Source organism: Streptomyces sp. NPDC055287, assembly GCF_053646035.1.
In genome coordinates this window covers 39,190-61,061 of record NZ_JBSHNE010000035.1, presented here as the reverse complement: position 1 = coordinate 61,061, position 21,872 = coordinate 39,190, and the positions used below count along the sequence as shown (strand labels likewise).

At 66.5% G+C, this 21,872-nt stretch carries 16 protein-coding genes and 1 pseudogene; 7 read left to right on the top strand and 10 right to left on the bottom strand.

All coding sequences use genetic code 11. The features are described from left to right. The first annotated feature begins 448 nt into the window (after nt 1–448). The 5 genes and pseudogenes from ACWIHY_RS32970 to ACWIHY_RS32950 all read left to right on the top strand — a co-directional run. The gene (locus ACWIHY_RS32970; RefSeq protein WP_454379938.1) at nt 449–1,129 is read left to right on the top strand and encodes a hypothetical protein; all 681 of its coding nucleotides are present in this window, start codon (nt 449–451) and stop codon (nt 1,127–1,129) included. A gap of 209 nt (nt 1,130–1,338) precedes the next feature. Beyond that, nucleotides 1,339–2,727 carry a UvrD-helicase domain-containing protein gene (locus tag ACWIHY_RS32965; RefSeq protein WP_454379936.1) on the top strand — a complete coding sequence of 463 codons (1,389 nt, stop codon included), beginning with the start codon at nt 1,339–1,341 and terminating at the stop codon, nt 2,725–2,727. Continuing rightward, nucleotides 2,724–3,407 (top strand): DarT ssDNA thymidine ADP-ribosyltransferase family protein, encoded by a 684-nt coding sequence (locus ACWIHY_RS32960; RefSeq protein ID WP_454379934.1) that lies wholly within the window; start codon nt 2,724–2,726, stop codon nt 3,405–3,407. The genes ACWIHY_RS32965 and ACWIHY_RS32960 overlap by 4 nt, the downstream gene beginning before the upstream one ends. A 22-nt stretch (nt 3,408–3,429) precedes the next feature. Beyond that, nucleotides 3,430–5,160 (top strand): ADP-ribosylglycohydrolase family protein, encoded by a 1,731-nt coding sequence (locus tag ACWIHY_RS32955; RefSeq protein ID WP_454379933.1) that lies wholly within the window; start codon nt 3,430–3,432, stop codon nt 5,158–5,160. A 3-nt stretch (nt 5,161–5,163) separates the two neighbouring features. Continuing rightward, a pseudogene (locus tag ACWIHY_RS32950) lies at nt 5,164–5,565 on the top strand (IS5/IS1182 family transposase); the annotation flags it as partial. Between the two features lie 592 nt (nt 5,566–6,157). On the opposite strand, the gene ACWIHY_RS32945 reads toward ACWIHY_RS32950, so the two are convergent. From ACWIHY_RS32945 to ACWIHY_RS32915, 7 genes are all read right to left on the bottom strand, one after another. Beyond that, on the bottom strand, nt 6,158–6,487 hold the full coding sequence (locus ACWIHY_RS32945; protein ID WP_454379931.1) for a hypothetical protein: 330 nt from the start codon (nt 6,485–6,487) through the stop codon (nt 6,158–6,160). Between the two features lie 98 nt (nt 6,488–6,585). Next, nucleotides 6,586–7,269, bottom strand: a complete 684-nt coding sequence (locus tag ACWIHY_RS32940) for a hypothetical protein (RefSeq protein ID WP_454379929.1) — start codon at nt 7,267–7,269, stop codon at nt 6,586–6,588. A 506-nt stretch (nt 7,270–7,775) separates the two neighbouring features. Then, nucleotides 7,776–9,074 carry a pentapeptide repeat-containing protein gene (locus ACWIHY_RS32935; protein WP_454379927.1) on the bottom strand — a complete coding sequence of 433 codons (1,299 nt, stop codon included), beginning with the start codon at nt 9,072–9,074 and terminating at the stop codon, nt 7,776–7,778. A 506-nt stretch (nt 9,075–9,580) separates the two neighbouring features. Next, complete coding sequence (locus ACWIHY_RS32930; RefSeq protein ID WP_454379925.1) at nt 9,581–10,288, bottom strand: hypothetical protein; 708 nt, start codon at nt 10,286–10,288, stop codon at nt 9,581–9,583. A gap of 1,089 nt (nt 10,289–11,377) precedes the next feature. Continuing rightward, nucleotides 11,378–11,938, bottom strand: coding sequence for a DUF6262 family protein (locus tag ACWIHY_RS32925; RefSeq protein WP_454379924.1), 561 nt, complete (start codon nt 11,936–11,938; stop codon nt 11,378–11,380). Further along, nucleotides 11,935–14,436 (bottom strand): tyrosine-type recombinase/integrase, encoded by a 2,502-nt coding sequence (locus tag ACWIHY_RS32920; protein WP_454379922.1) that lies wholly within the window; start codon nt 14,434–14,436, stop codon nt 11,935–11,937. Before ACWIHY_RS32920 ends, ACWIHY_RS32925 begins: the two co-directional genes overlap by 4 nt. Beyond that, nucleotides 14,433–15,590: a tyrosine-type recombinase/integrase gene (locus ACWIHY_RS32915; protein ID WP_454379920.1), complete on the bottom strand. Its 1,158-nt coding sequence runs from the start codon at nt 15,588–15,590 to the stop codon at nt 14,433–14,435. Before ACWIHY_RS32915 ends, ACWIHY_RS32920 begins: the two co-directional genes overlap by 4 nt. Nucleotides 15,591–15,737: 147 nt before the next feature. Between ACWIHY_RS32915 and ACWIHY_RS32910 the strand changes: the two genes are divergently transcribed. Further along, a complete protein-coding gene (locus tag ACWIHY_RS32910) occupies nt 15,738–16,817 on the top strand; it encodes a helicase associated domain-containing protein (RefSeq protein ID WP_454379918.1) in 1,080 nt (359 codons plus the stop codon). A gap of 469 nt (nt 16,818–17,286) precedes the next feature. Here the strand turns inward: ACWIHY_RS32910 and ACWIHY_RS32905 are convergent, their stop codons facing one another. Then, nucleotides 17,287–17,859 carry a dihydrofolate reductase family protein gene (locus ACWIHY_RS32905; RefSeq protein WP_454379916.1) on the bottom strand — a complete coding sequence of 191 codons (573 nt, stop codon included), beginning with the start codon at nt 17,857–17,859 and terminating at the stop codon, nt 17,287–17,289. A gap of 565 nt (nt 17,860–18,424) precedes the next feature. On the opposite strand from ACWIHY_RS32905, the gene ACWIHY_RS32900 reads away from it, so the two are divergent. Next, nucleotides 18,425–19,117, top strand: coding sequence for a hypothetical protein (locus ACWIHY_RS32900; RefSeq protein ID WP_454379914.1), 693 nt, complete (start codon nt 18,425–18,427; stop codon nt 19,115–19,117). A gap of 813 nt (nt 19,118–19,930) precedes the next feature. Here the strand turns inward: ACWIHY_RS32900 and ACWIHY_RS32895 are convergent. Continuing rightward, entirely contained in the window at nt 19,931–20,749 is an 819-nt protein-coding gene (locus tag ACWIHY_RS32895) for an alpha/beta fold hydrolase (protein ID WP_454379912.1), read from the bottom strand. Between the two features lie 639 nt (nt 20,750–21,388). After that, complete coding sequence (locus ACWIHY_RS32890; protein ID WP_454379910.1) at nt 21,389–21,721, bottom strand: DUF6233 domain-containing protein; 333 nt, start codon at nt 21,719–21,721, stop codon at nt 21,389–21,391. Nucleotides 21,722–21,872: the final 151 nt, after the last annotated feature.

Sequence of the window (21,872 nt, the reverse complement as noted above, 5' to 3'; positions counted from 1 at the left end):
CCCCATCCGCATATCTCACACACCACGGATACAGCCACCCACCCACGTCCAACAGGGACTTCGCAACAATTCACCCCAACGAGCTGAAGTCAGTACTCATCCGAGCAGAACACAGTGGCCCGACGCCTACCTTGCCGATCAAAGCGCCACCGAAGACGCACTCCAGCAAGCTGCGGCAGGGCTACGTGCCGCATTCGCTCAAGCCGGACACATGGTCAGTAAGGCACAAGTTTTTGAACGCAACGCTGCCGCACGACTGCGCGACGATCCACGGGCGGCACTGCGAGCGGAGCTGGCCCGCGTGCCACGGCCCCTCATCCGCCCCGAAGCACTAGCCTGGTCGCTCGATCCTGCACCGTGGTTCAGTGACAGCCGACAGGAGCAAAGGCCCTGGCCACCTCTTGGGCTTGCTTCCGTCGCGGGCAAGCGATGCCTGCCGGGAGGCGCCATGGCTCTCGCCCGCGTGCCCAATGGCCCTCATACGGGTTGGGTGCAGATCGGCCTGATCGAGCGGCAGCACACTCCAGCGCGCCGGTATCCGAAGGAGCCCGCCCGCCAGATACAGATCGTCGTCGGAATGGAAGCCTCCGCAGCTGACGCGCCGGCCGGCTCGCTGCCTGTCTGCAGGGCTCCCTGGCAACTGTGGACACGCCCGCTGCGACACCGGGCAATGGCAGCCTCGTTCGTCGGAGTGAAAGCGGCAGGCCAGCTCATCATGGCCACCGACCAACCCCTCGTAGCTCTGACCGATGCCAGCAACACTTCCCTGGTCGACGCGCCCCTCCCTTCACAAGGCTTGGGCCTGCCTCATTACGTCCTCGCACCAACTGCCCCCGTCGTGGCGCTCCTCGGTCTCGAACCCACAGCAGGGATCTGTGGATTCAGCCTCAGCGACGCACGAGGGGAAGCGCTCATCGGCCGCCAATGGCACGGCCACCTCGTCCACGACGGGAACTACAAGCCCCTGCTGCCCGCGATCGAGGGAGCAGATCTGCTGATCCGCCCCGACCTGTTCACCCTTCTCCACAACACCATCAGCGCAGCTCGCTGCCGGGTCGGCCTCAGCGCTTTTCACACACCAACAGGACAGCTCGACAGCACCGTCGACAAGGACGACTGCATCATTTGACCACCGACGGCGGCGATGTGGGGTGCAGCGGGTGACCGGGGCGGACATGCCCGGGCGGTGGTCTTGGCCGCTGCCGAAGGGGACAGGTCGAGAGCCGTGGTTAGGGGCGCCCACACGCCGACCGCGGTTGGGTAATCCGGCCGGTCATCGCCTCCATGATCTTCTGTGAAGTGGGCCCCTCCGGGCGAGTCCCCAGTCATAATGACGCGATGGGGGCACTTCCAGAGCCGCAGGGCAAGCAGCGTGAAGTGGTGTACCTGACGGCTCGAGGCCACCTGGTGGTCCTCGGCACGGCTGGGAGCGGTAAGACGACGATGGCGGTACACCGCGCCCGCTACTTATCCGAGGCGCCGGGGATCGGCGGCCAGACCCTGCTGGTCACTTTCAACCGGGCGCTCGTCACTTACCTCCGCTCCATCGGCGCCCAAAGCCCACTTCTGACCGTAGAGAACTACCACTTGTTCGCCCGGGGGTACCTCAGGTACGCGACTGGGCAGCATGTCTCAATCTGTTCCAGTAAGCAGGCCTTGGTCGACAAGGCTCTGGCTGAGATTCGCAACACCACCCATCGGGCCGTGGCGGCCCGACCGCTGGGCTTCTTCATGGACGAACTGCACTGGATGGCAGGTCACGGCGTCACCAGCCAGGATGCCTATCTCAACGGTGCGCGGCGTGTTGGCAGAGGTACGGCCTTGGCCCCTGCTGACCGGGCGGTGGTCTACGACGTCTACCGCCGGTACACGGAACTGCGCGCCCAGGCCGGGTATAGCCAGGACTGGGATGATCTAGCCTCGGTCGTTCTCGCAACGCTCAAGGCCGACACTACTGCCCGGCGATACAAACACGTCGTTGTGGACGAGGGCCAGGACTTCACACCCGAGATGATCCGCTCCCTGGCTGCGGCGATCCCAGCCGGCGGTTCACTTTCGTTTTTCGGGGATTATGCCCAGCAGATCTACGGCAGCCGTATGTCGTGGCGCTCGCTGGGCCTGACGGTGCCCAAGCAGGTCGAGTTCGAGCAGAATTACCGCAACAGCCGCCAGGTCGCCCGGCTCGCCCAAGCAATCTCTGACATGCCACATTTCCGGGACGAGGTTGATCTGGTCCAGCCCAAGGCACCTACCGCCGACGGCCCGCTGCCCACGATCGTCACAGCACCCACCAAGGCTGAACAGCTGCGTCGTGCAGCAGAGTTCGCCAACGGCTTGGCTGCCGACCGGCAGGTTGCAGTGCTCATGCGCACCCGGGAGCATGAAGGCGCTCTCCTGCGCCACCTAAATAGGCGCCACCGAATCAGCCGGCTCCACAAGGACCTGACGACGTGGCCGCACGGGCCAGGCGTGTACTACGGCACCTACTCGGCAGCCAAGGGCCTGGAGTTCGACTCTGTGATCCTGCCCCTTTGCGACGCTGACGAGTTGCCCAAGGCCTCCGAGATCGAGTCGCACGGGCTGGAGGAGGCTAAATCCCGCGAGGCACGGCAGCTATACGTTGCAGTGACTCGCGCACGCGCCGACCTGGTCCTGCTGCGTTCGGGTGCGTTGACGCCGCTTCTACCCGACGAGATGTCAGACCTGTTCCTTAGACTTGAGCCATGACGGAAATCTGGGACGAGGCGCAGCGCCGTGGCATCACGCGACTGTGCCACTTCACCAAGTCCGCGAACTTGTCCCACATCTTGGCCACAGGCGAGATACGCGATGCCGTGACCTTGAGGGCGAGCAACGAAGGGTTTCGGCCCACCGACCTGGCCCGTCTGGACGGCCTCCCGGACCACATCAACTGCAGCATCGAGTACCCCAATACGTGGTACCTGGACCGGGCTATGGCCGATGATCCACACTTCAGGGAGTGGGTCATTCTTGACCTGGACCCTGCTCTGCTCACCTTGCCGGGGGCGAAATTCTGCCCGTACAACGCCGCACGAGGGCGAGGAACTGGCATCCGTAGCGGCTTTGCCGCCTTCACGGCTCTGTTCGAGGCTTCTGTGTCCGGGAACGCCACGCGAGCCCGTACTCCTCAGCACCCCGACTGGTGGCCCACCGACGACCAGGCAGAGGTTCTCCTCCCTGGACCGATCCCTCTCGCCCATGTGCGCCGAGTCATCGTGAAGGATGCTGAACAGGCGGAGCTTGAGCATTACCGACTTACCCGGCATCTCGAGATGGGATCGGTACTGCCGCCATTGAGTGTTGCGCCTGTCCTTTTCAACAAATATCAGCTGAGCCAAACCGTGCGGGCCGGGCGACGTCCCGCCGAGCTCCCCTTCCTCCCCTAAACGACTCTGGCAGAGTGGCCCCGTGAACCGAGAATTGCAGCCGCATCCCTGGCTCGATCGTGCCATCGGCATGATGCTGGCGGCCGCTGTCGGCGATGCGCTGGGATGGCCCCATGAGCGCCGAGACCGCACCCGTCAACTGCCGACAGACAGCAGCACAAACCAGTTCGTCGCTTGGCAGCGCACAGCGGGGAGCCGATTTCGGCCGTTCGCCGAGGTGATCGGAGCCGGTGACTACAGCGACGACACGCAAATGATCATCGCAGTCGGGCGGGCCCGGCTCGCTGCTGGCGATCAGTGGAACGCCTGGCTCCAGCGAGTCGAGTGGCCACTCTTTCCGTTCTACGAGCGGGGCGCGGGCGCCAGCGTGAAACGTGCCTGCAAGGCCTGGGCCCAAGGACACCCTCCGTGGAGTGCCAGCGCCAACGAGGCGCGCAAGTACTTCTCCACTGGTGCCAACGGTGCCGCCATGCGGGTGGCGCCGCACGTCATCTCCCGTCATACGGAGGCTCGTTTCGATGACCTGGCCGTCGATGTAGTGCGCGATGCCGCAACCACTCACGGCCACCCCCGAGCACTCCTCGGTGCCCTCGTCCACGCACACGCACTGTGGCTGAGCATGCGCCAGCCCACCCCTCTTTCCTACGGCTGGCTGATTGAAGCGCTCCTGGACAACTCAGCGCAGTGGCGCGTTCCTACCTTCCAAGCTCTAGGCGACGAATGGCAGGGCCACGCCTCCCATTCGCTCGACCAGCCCATCGAACGACTGTGGCTAGACACCTGCCGCGAAGTAGAAGACCTCCTCACGCTGGCCCACAAAGATTTGAAAGGCGGTGCCGTCAGCGCACCGGTTGCCTTCCTGAAATCACAGGGCCTCACAGGCAAGGACCGAGGATCCGGCACCCTGTGCGCGGTCGCAGCCGCCTACCTGGCCACTCGCTCAGCCGCCAGCCCAGACCAAGCCCTCGCATCCGCGGCCCGCCTGGAGGGCGCTGACACCGACACCCTTGCCTCCATGACTGCAAGCCTGCTGGGAGCCGCGCTAGGGCAAGAGTGGCTGGGTGCAAACGGGCGCAACGTACAGGACCGACCTCTACTCGTGACGCTGGCCCAGGACCTGTTGGCCCCGGCCCCCGAACCGCACCTACCACTGCCCTCGCCAGAGCAGGCCCGAGCAGCCCTCACCGAGTTCGGCGAACAACTGGCCGGGGCCGCGCCGGGAACCACCATCCACGTTCCTTACCGGCGCCCTGCCCGAGTCGATACCAACAAGGACATCCGTTCCGGGCAATGGGCAGCACGTCAGGCCTCGCTTCTCACCGAAGACGGGCAGCGCTTGCATCTTCTGCATTCCGTCCGCCGTTCGACCGATCCTAAGTCAAAGCAGGCAGTTCCACCCGAGACCCAGCTCCAGGGCGCCTACCTCACGGTGACCGATGTGAGCCGTGTACGTCAGATCCTTAAGGTTGTTTTCGGCCTGCGCCCGGACCGCTTTGGGCAGGCCTGGGCCGCGTACGGCAACCTCCTCATCGCCGAGGACGACTCCACCACACAGGCCCAGGCTTCAGTCCCCCGATCGCAGCTGCGACTGACCTCCGAGCGCGTGCAGGAAATCTGGCAGCTCGTCCAGGAGAATGGTCTTCCAGGGTCTACGGACGACGCCCACTCGCACTTGCTCGTGCACGTCGACCCTTTGCTTACTGTCACCCTCAGTAGACCCGGGAGCCGGCCGACGTTCGGGCGGCTCACCTGAGACGGGACCTCGGCGGCCAACCTGCATGACAGCCAGGTTCTGATTGCCATGGTGAAGGGCGTACCGCCGATCCGGTCCCGCCGTGGACACAGGCGGCGCAAAGCGGGCAAGCTCCATGGCGACAAGGGCTACGCCTACGCCCCTTGTGGCGACGGCTACGTCAGCGCCGCATCACCCATCGCATCGCCCCTAAAGGGATTGAATGCTCGCAACGGCTGGGCTGCCATTGCTGGACCGTCGAGCGCACTATGGCCTGGTTTGCCGACTGCCGGCGCCTCCACGGACGCTACGAACGTGAAGCCGACCGCTTCCTCGCCTTCGCCAGCATCGCCTGAAACCCTTAGCTGCTACCGCAGACGCGTGCCGCCTCGAAGCAGGAAGACTCAGGTGTTGGCTGCGCCGTAGTGCAGGGCATCGCCCCGGGGAAGCAGGTATCCGATGTCCCGCGTCTGCGGCACTTCCTGCCAGCATCGATGCGTCGGTGCACCCCGAGATCTCGAAGCCGATGACTCCCAGGATGAAGGGGGCGGGCTTGAAGGTTTCGGTCCCAATGGCGGCCAGCCAGTGGCCCATCACGTCGGACCTGAAGAGGGACCGACCGTCCCAGTACGCCGGACCCGCGCGATCCAGCGCACCGACTGGGAAATGCAAGTTCAGCCGGTCGTTGCTCCCCGCCGCTGTCGCCACGCAACCACTTGGCCCGTCGGCAGACGGACTCGACCGTGGAGGTGGCCGAACTCGGTCAGCGAGCCAACCGTGCACGGCACGGGTTCCTGCTCCTCAGGTTCACGGTCTCTCTGCCCGAAGCACCCGTGAACGCCTTCGGCGGACCACAGGGCACTCGGGATGGCCCTGCAGCTGGGTTTCATCACTCGATCCGGCCTCGATGGCCAGCTCGTAGTAGCCACCAGGCGAGTTGGTCTGGTCCCGGAAGGCGGCAGGACTCGGCATGGTGTGATCAAGCGGCAGAGACCGCCACAAGGAAGTGCGCCGCTGCTTAGCGGTACTCGCGCAGCCGTGTGAGGAACTGCCGGACGAGGCCGTCGAGGTCAGTGTCAGAGCTGGTCTCCTCGACAAGGATGCGTTCGATGTGGACGACACCACTGTTGCGCCAGTGCCGGTCGCGCGTGGTGTCCGCGCCGAAGCGTTTCTGATGATGGGGCCCGTCAACCTCGATGATCCCTACCCGTCCGGCAAGGGTGATGAGGAAGTCCGGTGTCCAGGCGTTGCCGACGCCAACGCGCCCCATTGGCAAGGGGAAGATGGAGATGGTGGAGTCCTGGGGCAGGGACGCCTGCGCACGCTTCAGCGCCTCGTAGACGAGCACTTCCTCACGGGAGTCGAAGACGAAGCCTTCCCTACTGAGCGCAGGGGCAACTCCCCGGGCCCGAGTCCTCGACGCCTGATTCGATGCAGCGCCCTTGGCTAACCTCTCCTGGAGTATCTTCCGCCAGTCGTCACCGATATCGGGAAGCGCGGGCGCGGCAGTGACGCCGCGGACCTTAAGCCGTGCCGGCTGGCCACGTGGCCGAACACCGGCTGGATCGCTGCCGTCACTTCCGCGGTGAATCGAGGAACGAGGTAGGGCGGCATGATGAGTACAGCGTCCTGTAGGTCTCCGAACCTGCTATCAGGGGCCAGCTCTACATCTTCCACGTCTGCCAGCAGCGCAGCAGCCTGGCTGTTGCCTTGCTCGTGCATGAGAAAGGCTGTTTGAGCCAGGACGAGATGCAGTGGAGGCGTCGATGTGGCGAACTGACCGGAAGCTTCAGAGGTCGTTACGGCGACAGATACGTGCACTTCCGTCGCCGTGCCTTCCTGGGGCGAGCGGGGAAGGGCGAAAGGTGCCTGCCCCTCCACTACAAGCTGGATGGCGGGCCGGGTGTTGAGGACCTCGGCAAGCGCTTCCTCGAGCACGGCGGGAGAACCTGAACCGACGAGGTTGTCACATGCGCCCTGGTTCGTTGCGCTCAGCGTCAGAGTGACGCCGTCGTAAGAGAGCACCTGCATGTTTTGAGTCAGCAGAATCCAAGTGAACCGTCGCCGATTCTTGACTGCTTGCAGGATCTGGGGCCAAAGCTCTTCCGCCTGTGCCGTCTTGTCTGCCATACCGCCGTTCGTCCTCTCCCCTGCGCCGCCCAACCAACAGAGTAGAGGCAGACACTGACAGCCCGGGGCGCATCTACATCAGGTGCCTGAGCCCACCTGCCTCGTGCCCCCAGAGCGACGTGCAGCAGAGCTCCGGATCAAGATCGTCGTGGCACATCCGTGCGGCCAATTGGCCTCTTCATTGATGGACCTGCGCTGGTCGCTCTCGTCCCAGCCCTGCCCCACCCGCGACCACACGGTCGCCGAGCCTTGGGTTGCGCCCCGCAATTACTGGCTTGGCAGATCCCCTCCGCAGGCAGGCCGAATTACCGTACATTGCGTGGCCTTCATGAATGCTCACTGTTAGCGGCCAGGGACTGACGGACGTGCTGTCGTGGTCTAGGTCCATGCCGAAGCTGACGTCTCGCGCGGAAGGCGATCGCCCTCGCTCTTTGGACCTTGCTGGGCGTCCTCTACGTCAGTTGGTCGACAGGGAGAAGGCATTCACCGCCGCGAGACGTCTTTCTCTAGGCTTTCTCGGCTGCTTGACACTCGTCGGCCCGATTCTTGACCCTCGGGTCATCTGCCAGCTTCGCTGGGAGTTCCGTGTCGTTGGTGAACTGTGCCTTGATGAGCTGACGAACGCTTAGCCCTCGAACCGTACTGAGATCGGCGGCAGTGAGGTTGGCGTCCGTGAGGTCTGCGTGGGCCAGGTTGGCTCCGCTGAGTATGGCCCCCGTGAGGTCTGCTTTCGCAAGTTTCGCACCGACGAGATCAGCGTCTGTGAGGTCCGCGCCCTCCAGCGTCGTCCCGCTCAAGTCGGCATGTGCGAGACTTACATCTCTCAGAACCGCCTTGATGAGGAGTGCGCCTGTCAGATTGGCGCGGGGCAAGGAGGCATGACTGAAGTCAGCATGCGCGAGATCAGCCCCCACCAGGATCGCATTCGTCAGGACTGCGCTCGTAAACGTCGTGTCCACGACGTTGACTGCGGTGAAGTTGGCGTCCGGGGCGATCGCGCCGGACAGGTCACCTTCCCAGAATGTGGCCCCAGCGAGTGTTGCCGATGCGAGATGAGCGCCGGCCAGCACGACGCTCTCTAAACGGGCGCCTGTGAGGTCGACCCCCTGCAGATTCGCATCCTGCAGGTCCGCGTCGCGGATGGTAGCCCCGATGAGGCAGGCCCCACGCAAATCCATCACGAGACTGCGCCGCACCGGCTGCCGTCCGAGAACTGTCAAGGCCGCCGTAACGTCGGGAGCGAGCAGCTTGGTTGCCGCTTCCGGAGATTCCTCATCCGCGCCCGTTCCTACCCCTCCGTTCGGCCTGTTCCTGTCCAGTGCCGGGGTACGCACGAATGCCGACAGGACCTCGACGACTGTTTGGTGGTCTCTCTCGCTGTCGTTCATGATTCGCTCGAGGCTGTAGATGCCGCCGAGCCGTTCGTGGAGATTGCCGGACCCGAGCAGCTTGATCGCTGCAACGTACCGCTCGGTAACCTGCCCCTCGCGCGTCAGCTCCACTTGCTCACGGTCCTTCTCGCGCACGTGGGCGAACTGCTCCTGGCTGTGCTCGTACAGTTTCTCGGCGTGTTGGTGGTTCCGATGTGTGTAGGAGAGCCCGAGCCCGGCAATCGCCCCGGCTCCGATGGCAACGAGCATGGTCCGGAAGCCGGTGATGACGACGCCGTCGGCCGGCTGCAAGTTCTTCTCGCGTAGGTGGGCACCGTCGATCCACCACGGTCCACGCCACAGGATGAGGACGTATCCGATGGCCGCGACCGTGCCCGCAATGGCAAGGACGAGGCGTCTAGTCTCCGGCTTCATGCAGCGATCATGGCCGAGCGCGCAGCGGCATACACACGAACAGGTCATCCTTGGGATGAAGTTGAGCTTCGGCCCGCCACATCCGGCGGCGCCGCTGTGCAGGAGATCCGCAGCGAGTAGATTCGCCCTCCGCCATGCGGTAGACAGGCCCTCCCCAGCTGCCCCTCCCTGGCGTCATGGCCCCGAAAGTTCAGGCGGTGACCTCCTATAGGTGGCTGCGATCAAGCGCTCACCACGAAGCCCGGCCGCCGCGCGAAGTCCCGGCAGGATGTCCTCGTCTTGCGGGGCAGTCACCACAATCCCTTCGGTCGAACGCTGCATGCGCGCTGCGACTGTGGCCAACCTTTCGTCCAGCGTTGCCAGATCGCCGTGCGTGGCTTTAGCCTGCAGCCGGCATCGCCGGGCACCAGAAGACCGGCGTCTTCCTGAGCTACGAGGCAGCCCGGCTTGGAATGCTCTGCACTCGGTCCCGTGCGCCAGCATCCTTGTAGGTGCGTACATTCCCGCTACGCCTGCTCGACACGCCGCCGGGCTGCGTCCAGCGCGCGACGCTCCGTATAGGCACCATCGCCGCTGGTGGGAAGGGAGCCGTAGCGTTCCGTCGCGATCTGGTCGATGCGCGCGGCGTAGCGGCTCTTCGCGGCCTTGACCGCCTCTTCGGGAGGAAGGAGCTCCTCTGCGGCACGCAGTGCTTGAAACAGCTCTTGAGTGAGTTGCAGGAGCCGTTTGAGTTCGTCCTCGGCAGCGGAAGACCCTCGCATGTCGGCGGACTTGAGACGGGCGGCGGCCGTGCGGCGGGCCTGTTGCTCCATGGCCACGCACACTGCCTGACGGCGACGCTCCAGGGTCCGGAACGTGGTGTTACTCGGATCCGCGACGACCACTTCGGCGGCGTTCACGGCCCTGGCCAAGGCCGGTGTGAAGCGCGTCGCCGCCAGTGCGGCCGCCTCCCGCTCCTTGCGCTCAGCCTCGCGCCGCTGCTGCTGGAGGCCGGGCCAGGCGGGGAACTCCTCGCGCCCCAATCGCTGTCCGCGAGTACGCGGCTGCGCCTTTTCGGACTTGGTGAGGCGCGGGTCCCAGTCGCTGTGTGCGGTGAAGCTGTAGGCGCTGCATCCGACCGTTCCCCACCCCCCGAACCCGTGACGACCATGGGCCCAACGGTCGTTGACAAGGGTGATCGGCTCACCACAGTGCCGGCACAGTTCTTCCGACACCTCACGTTCCATTCCCACGATGCCCCCAGGCTGGCTGTGCGGCTCTCCCCCGAGCCATGTGACTGCCTCATCCTGCCACTTGCAGAGATGCGTGGAAGGCCGAGGCCGCTACAGCGGGGCTGATGAAAGCCGGCTGCAACGCGACTCCTCACGCCATACCGGCGCTCGCGTGTACAAACATGCGGACGAAAGCCGGCACCAACCACGCGCCCATAGGCCCACATAGGAAGTGCCGCCGAGCTGTCCAGCAGAAATGTCATGCCCCGCCACCGATGACCTCACAGCCATGGCATCGAGGGCATCTACAGATGCTCAGCTCAAAGGACCGATGCCATCCGCCTGACACTGACTCAGTATCGGCACCACTCCGCTGGCACCGCGGCGGCACTTCACACTGGGGTTACCCGAGGTGCTTGCGACGGGACTGCCCCAATCTCTGCTCGTGCGATCACGCACGAGGGTGTCAACTCCTTCTTCCCTGTAGCGCTGTGCGCCGTGTGTGCCGCAGCTCAGTTGTCGCGGATGGACAAGGGGCGTCGGGAGCGGGTTTCCCCTGCTTCGGAGAAAGGGCAGGGGGAACTCTTCGAGCTCGGCGCCTTGACTCTGGCCGTCGCTTTGATCTGGTGGTTCACCAGTGTCGAGACCGCTTTGGCCCTAGCGGTCGGACTCGGGGCCGGCCGGTCGTTGGCCGCCCGGAACCGAAAGTAGCGACAAGCGTCCGAAGCCGGGGCCCCGGTGCAAGGCCGGCAAGCGCCGACCGGTGAACGGTGGCTGCCGGGACTGGGTGCTGCCCTCCTACGGGCCGGGAGCGCTCTGCAAGGGGCTCCGTGCGAAGCCCCAGGGCCAGGAGTCACCTCCGGAGCAAGTGGGCGAACTCCTGTTGCAGCCGAGGGCCAGAGCGGTGGCCGACGGTGGCCGGGAGCGCACATGGATCTGCAAGAGCAGCGCCCGACGACCGGCACGCTCGTCATGCCTTCCAGCGTGCCCCGGGCTGGTTTCCAGGGGCGAGTCGGCTCAGGGCGTCCCCCATGACGTGTTGCCGGAGGCCAGTTCGAACGGTGCGGGCCGTGCAGCCGGGAGGTACCCCTTTCAAGAGCTCCTGTTCTCTTCTCGGATCATTCGTCGGAGGCTGGTGCGTGCCGCGCTCAGGTCTGCCTCGAGGCTCGTCACCCGGCTGTGGAGTGCGTGGTTGTCTTCGGTGGTCTGCCGAAGCGTGTCTTCGAGTCTCTGCTTTTCTCGGGTGAGCCGGTCGACGCGTTCGGTCAGATCCTTGGTGCCGAGGGTGTCGAGTTGCTGTCCAAGCTGATGCCGGAGAGCCTGCCGCATCCGCTCTTGTTCTTGCCGTAGGTCGCGGATCTCTTGTCTGGCCAGCTCGAGCTCTGTGCGCAGCGTCGCGGTGGGGGTTCGGGTGTCTGCGGGTCGGGAGACCTTGGGCTGGTGGCGTTGCTGGGCGGCTTCGATGTGTTCGCGGACGCCTTGGGTGTAGGTGAGCCAGGTGGAGACGCCGGCGGTGCGGGCGACCGCGGTGTGCGTGATCTTTTTGCCCTGTTGTTCCAGAGTGGTGAGGGCGGTGAGGACGCGCTGGCGTTTGTCGAGGCTGTCGCGGCGGCGGGCCTGGACCAGGGTGTGCGCGTTTCCACGGGGATTCATGCCGGGTCCGTCCTCGTGATCACGGTGAGGGGCAGGAGGGTGTGGGTGCCGGCTCGGGCTTTGCGCAGGACGGCGCTGGCTTCCTCGATCTCCTGGCGTTCGGCGTCGGGGAGGGCGGCGAGTTGGCGGCGCATGCGGTCGGTGACCTGCTCGAAGGCGCTGATCTGGGCGGTAAGGGCGGTGGTGACGAATTCGGCGGCGTCCATCGCCTGGGCTGTTTCGCGGTCGGCGCGTAGTTCGTTGATGTGCTGTTCGATCGCTGTGAGGTAGGAGGGGTCGGGGCGGTAGTAGCCGCAGCCTGCGCATTGGAAGCGGATGGGGCAGGAGCTGCCGCCGGCTTTGACGTTGCTGGGTTCGGTGCATCCGCCGTAGGGGACGGCGACCGAGCGCAGTTCGTAGGCTGACTCGGAGCAAGGGCTGGGCCGGCCGTGGTTGTCGACGACGTGGGCGGAGAGTTTGGTGACGGCGTCGCGTTTTCGTTTGAGGGAGACGGTGTAGTAGCGCTGGGTGGTGCTGACGGACTTGTGGTCCATCAGTTCACGCAGGACGTCGAGGGGGGTTCCGGCGTCTGCGTGGCGTTGTGCGTAGGAGTGGCGGAATGCGTAGGCGTAGATGAGGGTCCGGTCGAAGGGCAGCGGGTCGCCGTGTGTGTCGGCGCCTTCACCGTGCAGGTGGGGGATGGAGTCCACCCAGTGGCGCAGGGTCTCGCCGAGGTAGCTGGTGTGCAGGTACGGGCGGGTGGCGAGGCGGGTCAGAGCGGGGAAAAGGTAGTCGGCGCCGGTAGGCGGGAGGCTGGGCTGGAGCTGGTCCCGTCGGGTCTTCCAGGTGCGGATGGCGTCAGCGGTGGGTGCGGTGATGGGCAGGCGCCTGCGGTGGCGGCGGGCCTTGTGGTTGTTCCAGAGGAGTGAAATCTGGTCGTGGCGGGTCTCCAGGCAGTCGAGGGGCAGGGAGAGGACTTCCAGGGGCCGCCGTCCGGTGTCCCTGAGCAGGATGTAAAGGGTGCGGTACATCAGTTGCAGGTCTGTGGGGGCGAGGGTGCGCTGGCCTCGGGCCCTTCCCTGTCCTAGAAGGTCGAGGTGGGCGTCGAGCTGGCGGATCACCGGTTCCGGGATGGCTTTGCCGGTCTCGTCCTCGTTGGCCTCTTCCTGCTGGATGCGGTGGGTGGCGGGGTCGCGGACGAAGGCCGCTGAGAGATTTTCGGTTGCCCCGGAGCGCCGGCTGTAGTCGATCAGGGCGAAGAAGTGGCTCGCGATGGACATCCGGTAGGCCGAGCCGGCGGGCTCGCCGTCCAGCTTGAGCGCGGTTCGGAACGACTCGACCACAGCGGTGACATCGTCGTAGCGCAGCCGTGCGGGGTCGTCGGTGCCCGGGCGGGGCGCGAGGGCCCGGGAAGCGAGCTCCACCCCGCGCAGCGTGCGGCCGAACTCGTCCGCTCCGGGGCGTTGCTGGATCGTCCAGGTCCGCAGCAGGTCGCGCAGCCACCGTTGCCGGATCGTGCGCAGATCGACGGTCTTGGGAGTTCTGATTCCCGCCGGTGTGCGGGACCGCTGGCCCAGCGCTCGCAGGTCCAGGATGTCGTCCTTGGCCGGCGCTGTTCCTGTGTACTCGGCATGAGCGGCCTGGACCGCGGTGCGGACGCGGGTCAGAAGCCTGAGCACGGCGACGGTGGAGCGCGGGCACATCTGTTCGTCGGTGACGGGGCTGACGAGTGTGGTGGTATCGGCCAGGTCGCGGACCATTCGGCGGACCTGAGGAGGCTCGAAGATCCGCAGCCATTGCTCTGCCTGCTGCAGGCCGTAAAGCACCTCGAAGCGCAACGGCTCGGGCAGCGGAAGGAGACTGAACTGGTGCGGGAAGAGGTACGGGGGCTGCTGTGCCGCCCATGGAGCTACCAGGGCATCGGGGTGGGAGCGGCGGTGTTCACGGAAGCGCTGCGCGTGGTGTCGGCACAGGCCCCGGCCGTTCAGGCCCGGCAGCGGGCAGGCGGGTGCCGGGCATGCGGGGGTGTCGGTGTAGGGGGTGGTGGTGTCCTCCCAGCGGCCGGGCAGGCCGCGGCCGGTGAAGGTTCTCCACTGGGTGTAGTGCGTGACGCACAACTGCCGGCAGTGGCGTGGGCGGACACAGCGCTGCCCGTTCTTGCTGAAGCCGCATTGCTCCGGCAGCCTGCCGGACGGCACTCGGTTGCGTTCGGGCACGAAGGTGCGGGCGAACTCGTCTACGGGGTGGGGCGACCTCTTCTGTTGCTCCTTGCAGAAGGGGCAGAAGATCCCTGCCGGTGAGACCACCGTGTCGCACACATTCGTGCGGCACAGCGATACGGAGCTTCGAGGCTCTTGGACGCTTCCGGTGAACAGCCAGCAGTCCGGCCGCCACTCGGTGGGCCGCCAGGCAGGATCCAGACGGGCCATCAGCCACGGCACCCACCGTGCGTCCTCGGAGTCAGGGCCGTCGGCGGCGCGTGGTGCGGGTACCAGTGCGGTCACGGAGGGCAGGCTCACGGGCGTTCCTTCAGAGAGTCGACGTGCTCGACGGCGGCGCGTGCTTCGGCGTCGTCGACGTGGCGGTAGTTCTCCATGGACAGCGGTGAGGCGTGGCCCAGCAGCCGCTGCACCACATCCCGGTCGACGCCGTCGCGCAGCCAGCGGGTCGCCGCCGAGTGGCGCAGCATGTGCGGGCGGCAGGGATGCGCGGCGGTGCGGGCCAGGCGGTCGAACATTTCCTTGGTGCTCGGGTACGACATGGCGCCGCCCAGCGGCGGGCGGAAGAGGTTCACGAAGACCATCTGCGACTCGCCTGCCTGGGCCACCCGGTCCCGCTCGTACTGGTAGTCGGTGTAGAGCGCGACCAAGTCGGCGGTGGCCGGCACGGTACGGGAGAAGCGGGACTTCGCCAGAGCACGGTTGGGGTTGTCGGTACGACGGCGGACGTGCACGTGCGGGCCCTCGATCCCGCAGCCCACCGCGCGCGAGGAGGCCAGCAGGTGCATGTCGCCACGGTGCAGGCCGAGCGCCTCGCCGATCCGCAGCCCGGTACAGGCCAGCAGCGCGATCAGGAAGCGGTCCCGCGCTCTGGGCGTGATGGCGATCATGCGGCGGATCTGCTCGTCGCCGAGGTCTTCATAGCCCGGCTCGACGATCTTGAACCGGAACGCGGCCGTCTGCACCTCGCGCCGCCGGCCCCACTCGCCCGTGTCGAAACCGGGCGGAGTGAAACGCAGCAGCCTCGGCTCCGACAGCAGGCCGGCCGTGGACGCCGGCACCCAGCCGTGCGCGTGTCCGAACCGGAGGAACTCCGCCACCGCCGTCATCACCGCGTTCGCCGTCGCCCGCGAACGGAACCGGACCGGGCCCGGCCGGGCCTCATTGCTGCGGGACGGCAGAGGCGCCTCGATGAGCCACTGCTGCAGCCCGGCAAGCCCAAGGAAGCCCGGCGTCCTCCACTCCAGCCGCTGCATGAAGCAGTAGTTCAGGTACAGGGCGACCCGCCCGGCGTAGACCCGCTCGGTATTCGGCGAGCAGTCCCGGGCCCGCAGCGAAGCAAGATAGGCGACCGCTTCCGTGTGCAGAGCGTAGGTGTGGGCATCGACAACCACCCACCGCGCTATGCCGGTTCCAGGAGAGACAGCACGCTCCGCCACGTAGATCCGTTCCACGTGCCGAACGTAACCACCACTCCCCCACCCTCACCCTCGGATCACCCCACGACCATTCCCGCAGGTGACAACCCAAACAAACATCCCTCACACCCACCCCACCCCTAGATAAAAGGCCTTCGAGCGCATGATGAACGTGCCGTCGAGATGCTGGCCATTCCGCAAGAAGGGCTGCAGACGACGCATCAGACGTCGTCCTGGCTCGGTGAGGCGCCCGAGGACGAGGACGGCGAGGAGCAGCGGGTGCTGCTGCGGTTCGGGTCCCATCGGGACCCGGTGTTGGTGGCGCGGTTGGTCCAGTACAACCTGATCGAGCCGGAGAACGCGCACTGGAAGGCCGGCCACCGTGCGGCCGTCGCCTACCGGGAACGGGAGGGCAGTCTCTCCGTGCCCTACAACCACGAGGAGAGCGGGTTCCCGCTGGGCAGGTGGCTGTCGGATCAGCGGCGGGCCATGCGGGGCGGGGGCCTGCCCGCGAAGCGGGCTGCTGACCTGGACGCGCTCGGGATCGTGTGGGAGCCCGCGGATGAGGCGTGGGAGGAGAACCTGGGGGCGGCGGCGGCGTACTTCGAGACGTACGGGACCCTCGCTGCGCCGGTCACAGCGGCGATGATAGACCGGCCCATCGGGCAGTTCCTCGCGAACGCGCGGAAGAAGAACGGGCTCGGCAAAGACCGGCGGCGTGCCGAGCGGCGTGCGGCGCTGCTGGCCGCGATCGACCTGGACTGGAACCCTGACTGGCCCATCGACTGGCAGCGCGCCTACGCCACCCTGGCCCAACTCGCGGCGCCGGGCAGCATGCTGGCCTATGTGGAGCCCGGGACGGTCGTGCACGGCATCGACCTGGGGCGGTGGCTGGCCACCCAGCGGCGCGACTGGCACCTGCTGCAGGACGGGCAGCGTGAGCGCCTGGCAACGCTCGGGATCGGCCCCGCGGAAAAGCCGGAGGTCCCCGCCCAGGCCCGCCGGGCCGCAGGCCGGGCCTCGGGTCGGGCCTCGGGTGGGGCCTCGGGTGGGGCGTTCGAGCGAGGCGTCGCCGCGCTCGCTCAGTACAAGGCACGGGAAGGGAAGGCCGTCGTTGCCCGGGGGCATGTCGAGGAGTTGCCGGACGGTACCTCTGTCCGGCTGGGGGTGTGGCTGTCCAACACCCGCAGCAGACGCGCCGGGCTGAGCGAGGAACAGCGCGAGCAGCTCGCCGGGCTGGGACTCGACTGGGCAGCGGGATGACGACGGCGGAGGACTCGATGCCGCGTTCGGCCGCCCACCTGGATGGTCGGCAGGCCCGCCTGCGCGCCGCGCTTGAGCGTCACGCTCGCCGGCGGGCCTGGTGGGAGGAGACAGCGATCACAGCCGTGATGAACGACCCGCAAGTGCGGCGGCTGAGCGATCTGATCCACCAGGAGGACATCCCCGGCCGGCCGCGATCTGCGCGACCGGTGCCAGGTATTCCAGGACCGCTACGACCAGGCGCTTCGGCATGCGGACATCGGACGAGACCATGCAGTCACCGACACCCGCCTTGCCCGTGCTGTCAGCTCAAGTCACGCGAGGATCTTCGGGGCGGCTGGTGCCCGGTTCTGATCAGGCGGCAAGGCCGGGCTCCATGTCGCGGCCATCTTCCTATGGTCCGCGCGGTGAGCCAACGCGTGCTGGCCAGGACGAGTGCCGCGACGGCGGGGCGAGCGCGGGAGCCTTGTCAGCGGACGACGTCGAAGACGTTCTTCTGGAGGCCGTTGGCGTAGGCCTCGTGCTCGACGAGCTTCAGCTTCTGTGTGTCCTTGTCGGTGGCGCTGAAGAGCCGCTTGCCCGCGCCGAGCAGCAGTGGGAAGACGACCAGGTGGTAGCGGTCGATCAGGCCGGCGTCCGAAAGGGCCTGGTTCAGGGTGGCGCTGCCGTGGACGATGATCGGGCCGCCCTCGGTCTCCTTCAGCGCGGCGACCTCGTCGAGCGAGCGCAGGATCGTCGTCTCGCCCCAGTTCGACACCAGGTCGTCCTCGGCGAGGGTGGTGGAGACGACGTACTTCGGCATCACCTTGTAGTCGGCGAAGTCCTCCATGTCGGGCCACACCGGGCTGAACGCCTCGTAGCTGGTCCGGCCCATCAGGATCGCGGAGGCTTCCTTCTGCTCCCGGCCCTTGATCTCGAATGCCTCGGGGAGGAAGTCGACGTCCTTGAAGGTCCACCCCGTGTTCCGGTAGCCGGGCTCGCCTCCCGGGCCTTCCACGACGCCGTCGAGCGATATGAAGGCGGTGCTGATCAGGGTACGCATCTCAGGTTCCTCTGTGTCTCGTGTCTGTTCTCAGCGGGTGCGGCCGGTGCACGCTTCGACCACCCTCGTGGCTGCGGTGCAGCAATCATGATCTATGACTGTGGATCATGGAGAAACTCATCGGTCGTCGCCCGCCCCTTTCCCGACGGCCTCGGCCATCTGGATCACCTCGGTGAGCCACACACGTGCCCGATCGTGAGAACCTCCAGCACCGCAACGTCCCGCCTGGCGCAGCCCTTGCCGGCCCCCGGAGTGCGACGGCCCCACGGCGTTGACGCCGCGGTGCACGATCATGCGCTAGATGTCCGTTGTCATCCAACCCAGTCCTCATCTCAACGAACGCAGGCGACTGACGTTCCGTCTCATTCAACCGAGTCGTCGCAGGTCAACAGCCCAACGCTTACGGCGGATCGGCGCGGCGGAGCTGGCACTCCCGAAAGTGGCTGCGCCAATCCAGTCGCCGCAGATCAGGGCTCCACACGTCGACCTACTTCGCTGACAAGGGACAGCAGCGAGTCAGTAGGGTGCTGCCATGTATCACATGGGGCGTGAGACAAACGATTACATGAAGGACGACTACAGCTGGTGGGAGTACATCACCGGCGGGGTCACCCGGGACGCCAACAAGGAAGCCTGGGACGTCCTGACCAACAAGTCTGACTGGGCGATGAGCGACGACTACGCCGCCCTCATCTCATCGATCATTCTCGCTGCCATGTTCATCGGCACGCTGCAAGTCACCAACCTTGCCAAGAGCCTTACGGCCCCGTTCCAGGAACTGCGGTTACAAAAACGCCAGGCCGCCCGCCATCTGCGCGACGGCACTCTCACCAACGAGCACCTGGACGCAGTCCGCCAGGCCGAACTGGAGAACCAGGAGGCAGGACAGCGTCGCTCGTGGCTAGCCGCGGCTGTGCTGATCGCCTGGTGGTTGGGGGTGGGTTTCCAGTGTGGCGCGATCTTGATGCAGGTGCTTATCTGGTCAGCAACCGACAAACACACAGCCTCGCCTGACGTTGCCGAAGACGCCTTCATGGCAGCTCTATGGGCCGTTTCCGCGATCCTGCTCGAGCCAATCATCCGCGCCGCAGGGTCCTACCTCTCCAAGTGCAGCAAACTCCCACAGGAGAAACAGCTGGCAAGCATCTACGAGGATTACAAGATCGCCTATGCGGCCTCGAACCCCAGCACCGTGATGCTGCCCGTGCAATCCGGCAGCACCGTAACGCCTGAAGGCGCGTCTCGGAACGGGGGATGACTGCGGCGGCTCTCCTCTGCGACTGGTCGGCCACGGTTCGCGCCGGTCGTCCCAGCCCATGCAGTGCGAGACGATCGCGCCGTCGGCCAGCCACCGGACGGTGATCTGCCACGAGGGCCAGGTCTCGCACGAGCCCCTGCGGGCTGACCGTCCCGCTTGCCGCGCACGTCACCAACGGCTGCTGACAGTCGTGGCAGGCGCTGTAGCTCGCCGTCGGCGAGGCGACCCCGATCGGGTGGTCTCGGATCCGATTTCGTCTGTATCTGCCCGGTCCGGAGCCCTGATCTGCGGCGACTGGATTGGATGACACACCCACTCTCGGGAGAGCCAGCTCCGCCGCGCCGATCCGCCGTAAGCGTTGGGCTGTTGACCTGCGACGACTCGGTTGAATGAGACGGAACGTCAGTCGTCTGCGTTCGTCGAGATGACGTCTGGCTCTGTACGCGAGAACGGACCGCACTTACGCACCAGTTTGGGTGGCAGCCAGCGTCGGTCAGCGAGTCGAAGAGTTCACGAGTTTTGACAGCACCGGTACTCGACGGCATCTGATCGTTCTTCGGGCTGCCCCGAAGCGTGCCGCGCTCCTATTCCGCTGCGGTCAGCCAGTGCTGCGGGAGCGGGTCAGAGCCGGCCCACCGAGGGCCGTGCCGATCAGCCCGACCATCAGTAGCCGCGATGGCCCCGAGTCGCCTGGCGCTCATGGCATAGACGCTGGCGGCGGCCGACTGCACCCAGGCGCGTGGCTGCTGGTGCCGGTCATCGACACTCGGAGTGGGATGGCGCCAGCGGCCGCCGATGGACGCCGCTTGAGGATCAGGACGGCAGGGTCTCGCCGTCGACCTCGCGCCAGAAAGCGTCGACCCGTACGTTGAACAAGTCCGGGGACTCCTGGAACGGCTGGTGGGCCTCCTCAGCCATGACCTCGAAGCGGGCGCCCGGGATGGCGTCGGCCACGACCCGCCCGAGCCGCGGCGGCGTGGTGATGTCCCGTTCCCCGGCCAGGACGAGGGTCGGTGCGGTGATGCCGGACAGCCGGTCGAGCGTGTCGTGCCGCATGAACGGCTCCAGTTGACGCTGGAAGGCATCGGCGGACTGCGGGTACGGGAAGGCGAGCGTTTCGTCGATGATCCGCTGCACCGTGCCGTCGGCATGGGCGCGCGGCGTGTACATCCACAGGAAGAACGCCTCGAGCATGGCGCGCTCGTCGGGCGCTTCCGTCACCAGCCAGTGCCAGAAGCGGGCCATGGTGGTGAAGTAGGCGTCCGCCCGTGCCCAGGTACTCATGAGGACGAGGCTGCGGACGGCCTCCGGGTGACGGAGGGCCAGCTCCTGCGCGATCGCGCTGCCACCCGAGAAACCGGCGACATGCGCCCTGTCGACCCGGAGCCCCCGGAGCAGTTCCGCGGCGTCGTCAGCCATCATGGCCACGGACAGGGGCCCGTCGGGCAACGGCGTCCGCCCTGACCCTCGGTTGTCGAAGGCGATGACCCGGTACCGGTCCGACAGCCCGTCAAGCTGCTCCTGCCACGCCTCGGCGGGGTCGCTCAGCCCCGCGATCAGCAGGACGTCGGGCCCTTGGCCACGGCTCTCGGTCCAGATCCTGGTTCCGTTGGCTTCGACGTACTCACCCATGGAATACACCTCCCGCCCTATCGTCTCCTCTGCCGGTCCGTGATCGAATACCGCCGCGCCGCACGCACTCCTGAACACCTTCGGCCCTCCGCACCACATGCCCGGCCGGTCACGAACACCTGCACCGCTGGAGCCTCTAGTAGGTCGTCGATTGCCTTGGGCGGGTGCTGTCGTTTCTCTTGAACATCGAACATGGCGGAGTTCGAGTGCCTCCCAGAGAGCTGAACAACTGCTGTCGCAACTCATGAACAAAGCCAGGCGGTGGAGGAGCTGGTGGCTGCGGTTGTTCCGGAGCTCGAGCACCGGGTTGAGGCCGCTGCGGCATCCGCCGAAGCTCAAGAGCTGTGCGACCACTGAGGCTCTCCAAACCGGGCCGGCAGGCCACGAGCACCGACGCCCGCGACCTGGTTCCCTGAGCAACCGGGATCTTCTCGCGGTATCCGAGCGTCACCACGGCTGGCCAACGACGGCCGAGTCATAAGCCCCCGAGCGGATTGTGACGGCCACGCCGGGGGCTTACGCGCCTGCATGCCTACGCAGCGCAGACTGTCGCACCAGTCCGGCGCTGCGCGGGCCGCCACGCCTCGGCTCACCTGAACGCCACTGGGCAGCCGCTGCCGCAGGTCTCGATCGGCGTAGTCAGCCGAGATAGCCGAGGTCCCGGTCGGGCTTGCACACCGGGCAGGGGTTGATGCCGTCCGCGAGTGCGCGCAGGGCCTGGGCGCGGTCGATCGCCCGGGTGCGTCCGCCGCCGAGGCCGCATCCGCCGACGTGTACGGCCATGGGCGGGCGGCCTTCGCCGATGCCGAGCTGGATCACCCAGTCCGGAGGCGGTGGCGGAGGCCGACGAGCAGCGAGCTCGGCCTGGCGCTGCTCTTCCTGTCGGAGCCAGCGCCGGGTCTGGTCGAGCTGCTGGAGCTGGACACGCTCCAAGAAGCGGAGCAGCTCCACCCGCGACGGTTCATCGGACACCCGTTCGATTGTACGGTGACTGCCATGCCAGAGCCCCCGGCCGGATAGGAGGCCTCGTAGGGTGCGCCGTACAGAGCGCCCTACGAGGCGTCCTACGAGGCGCTTTGTCGTCCCGCGCGGACGTGACGGAACCGCAGGTCACGTCGCTGGT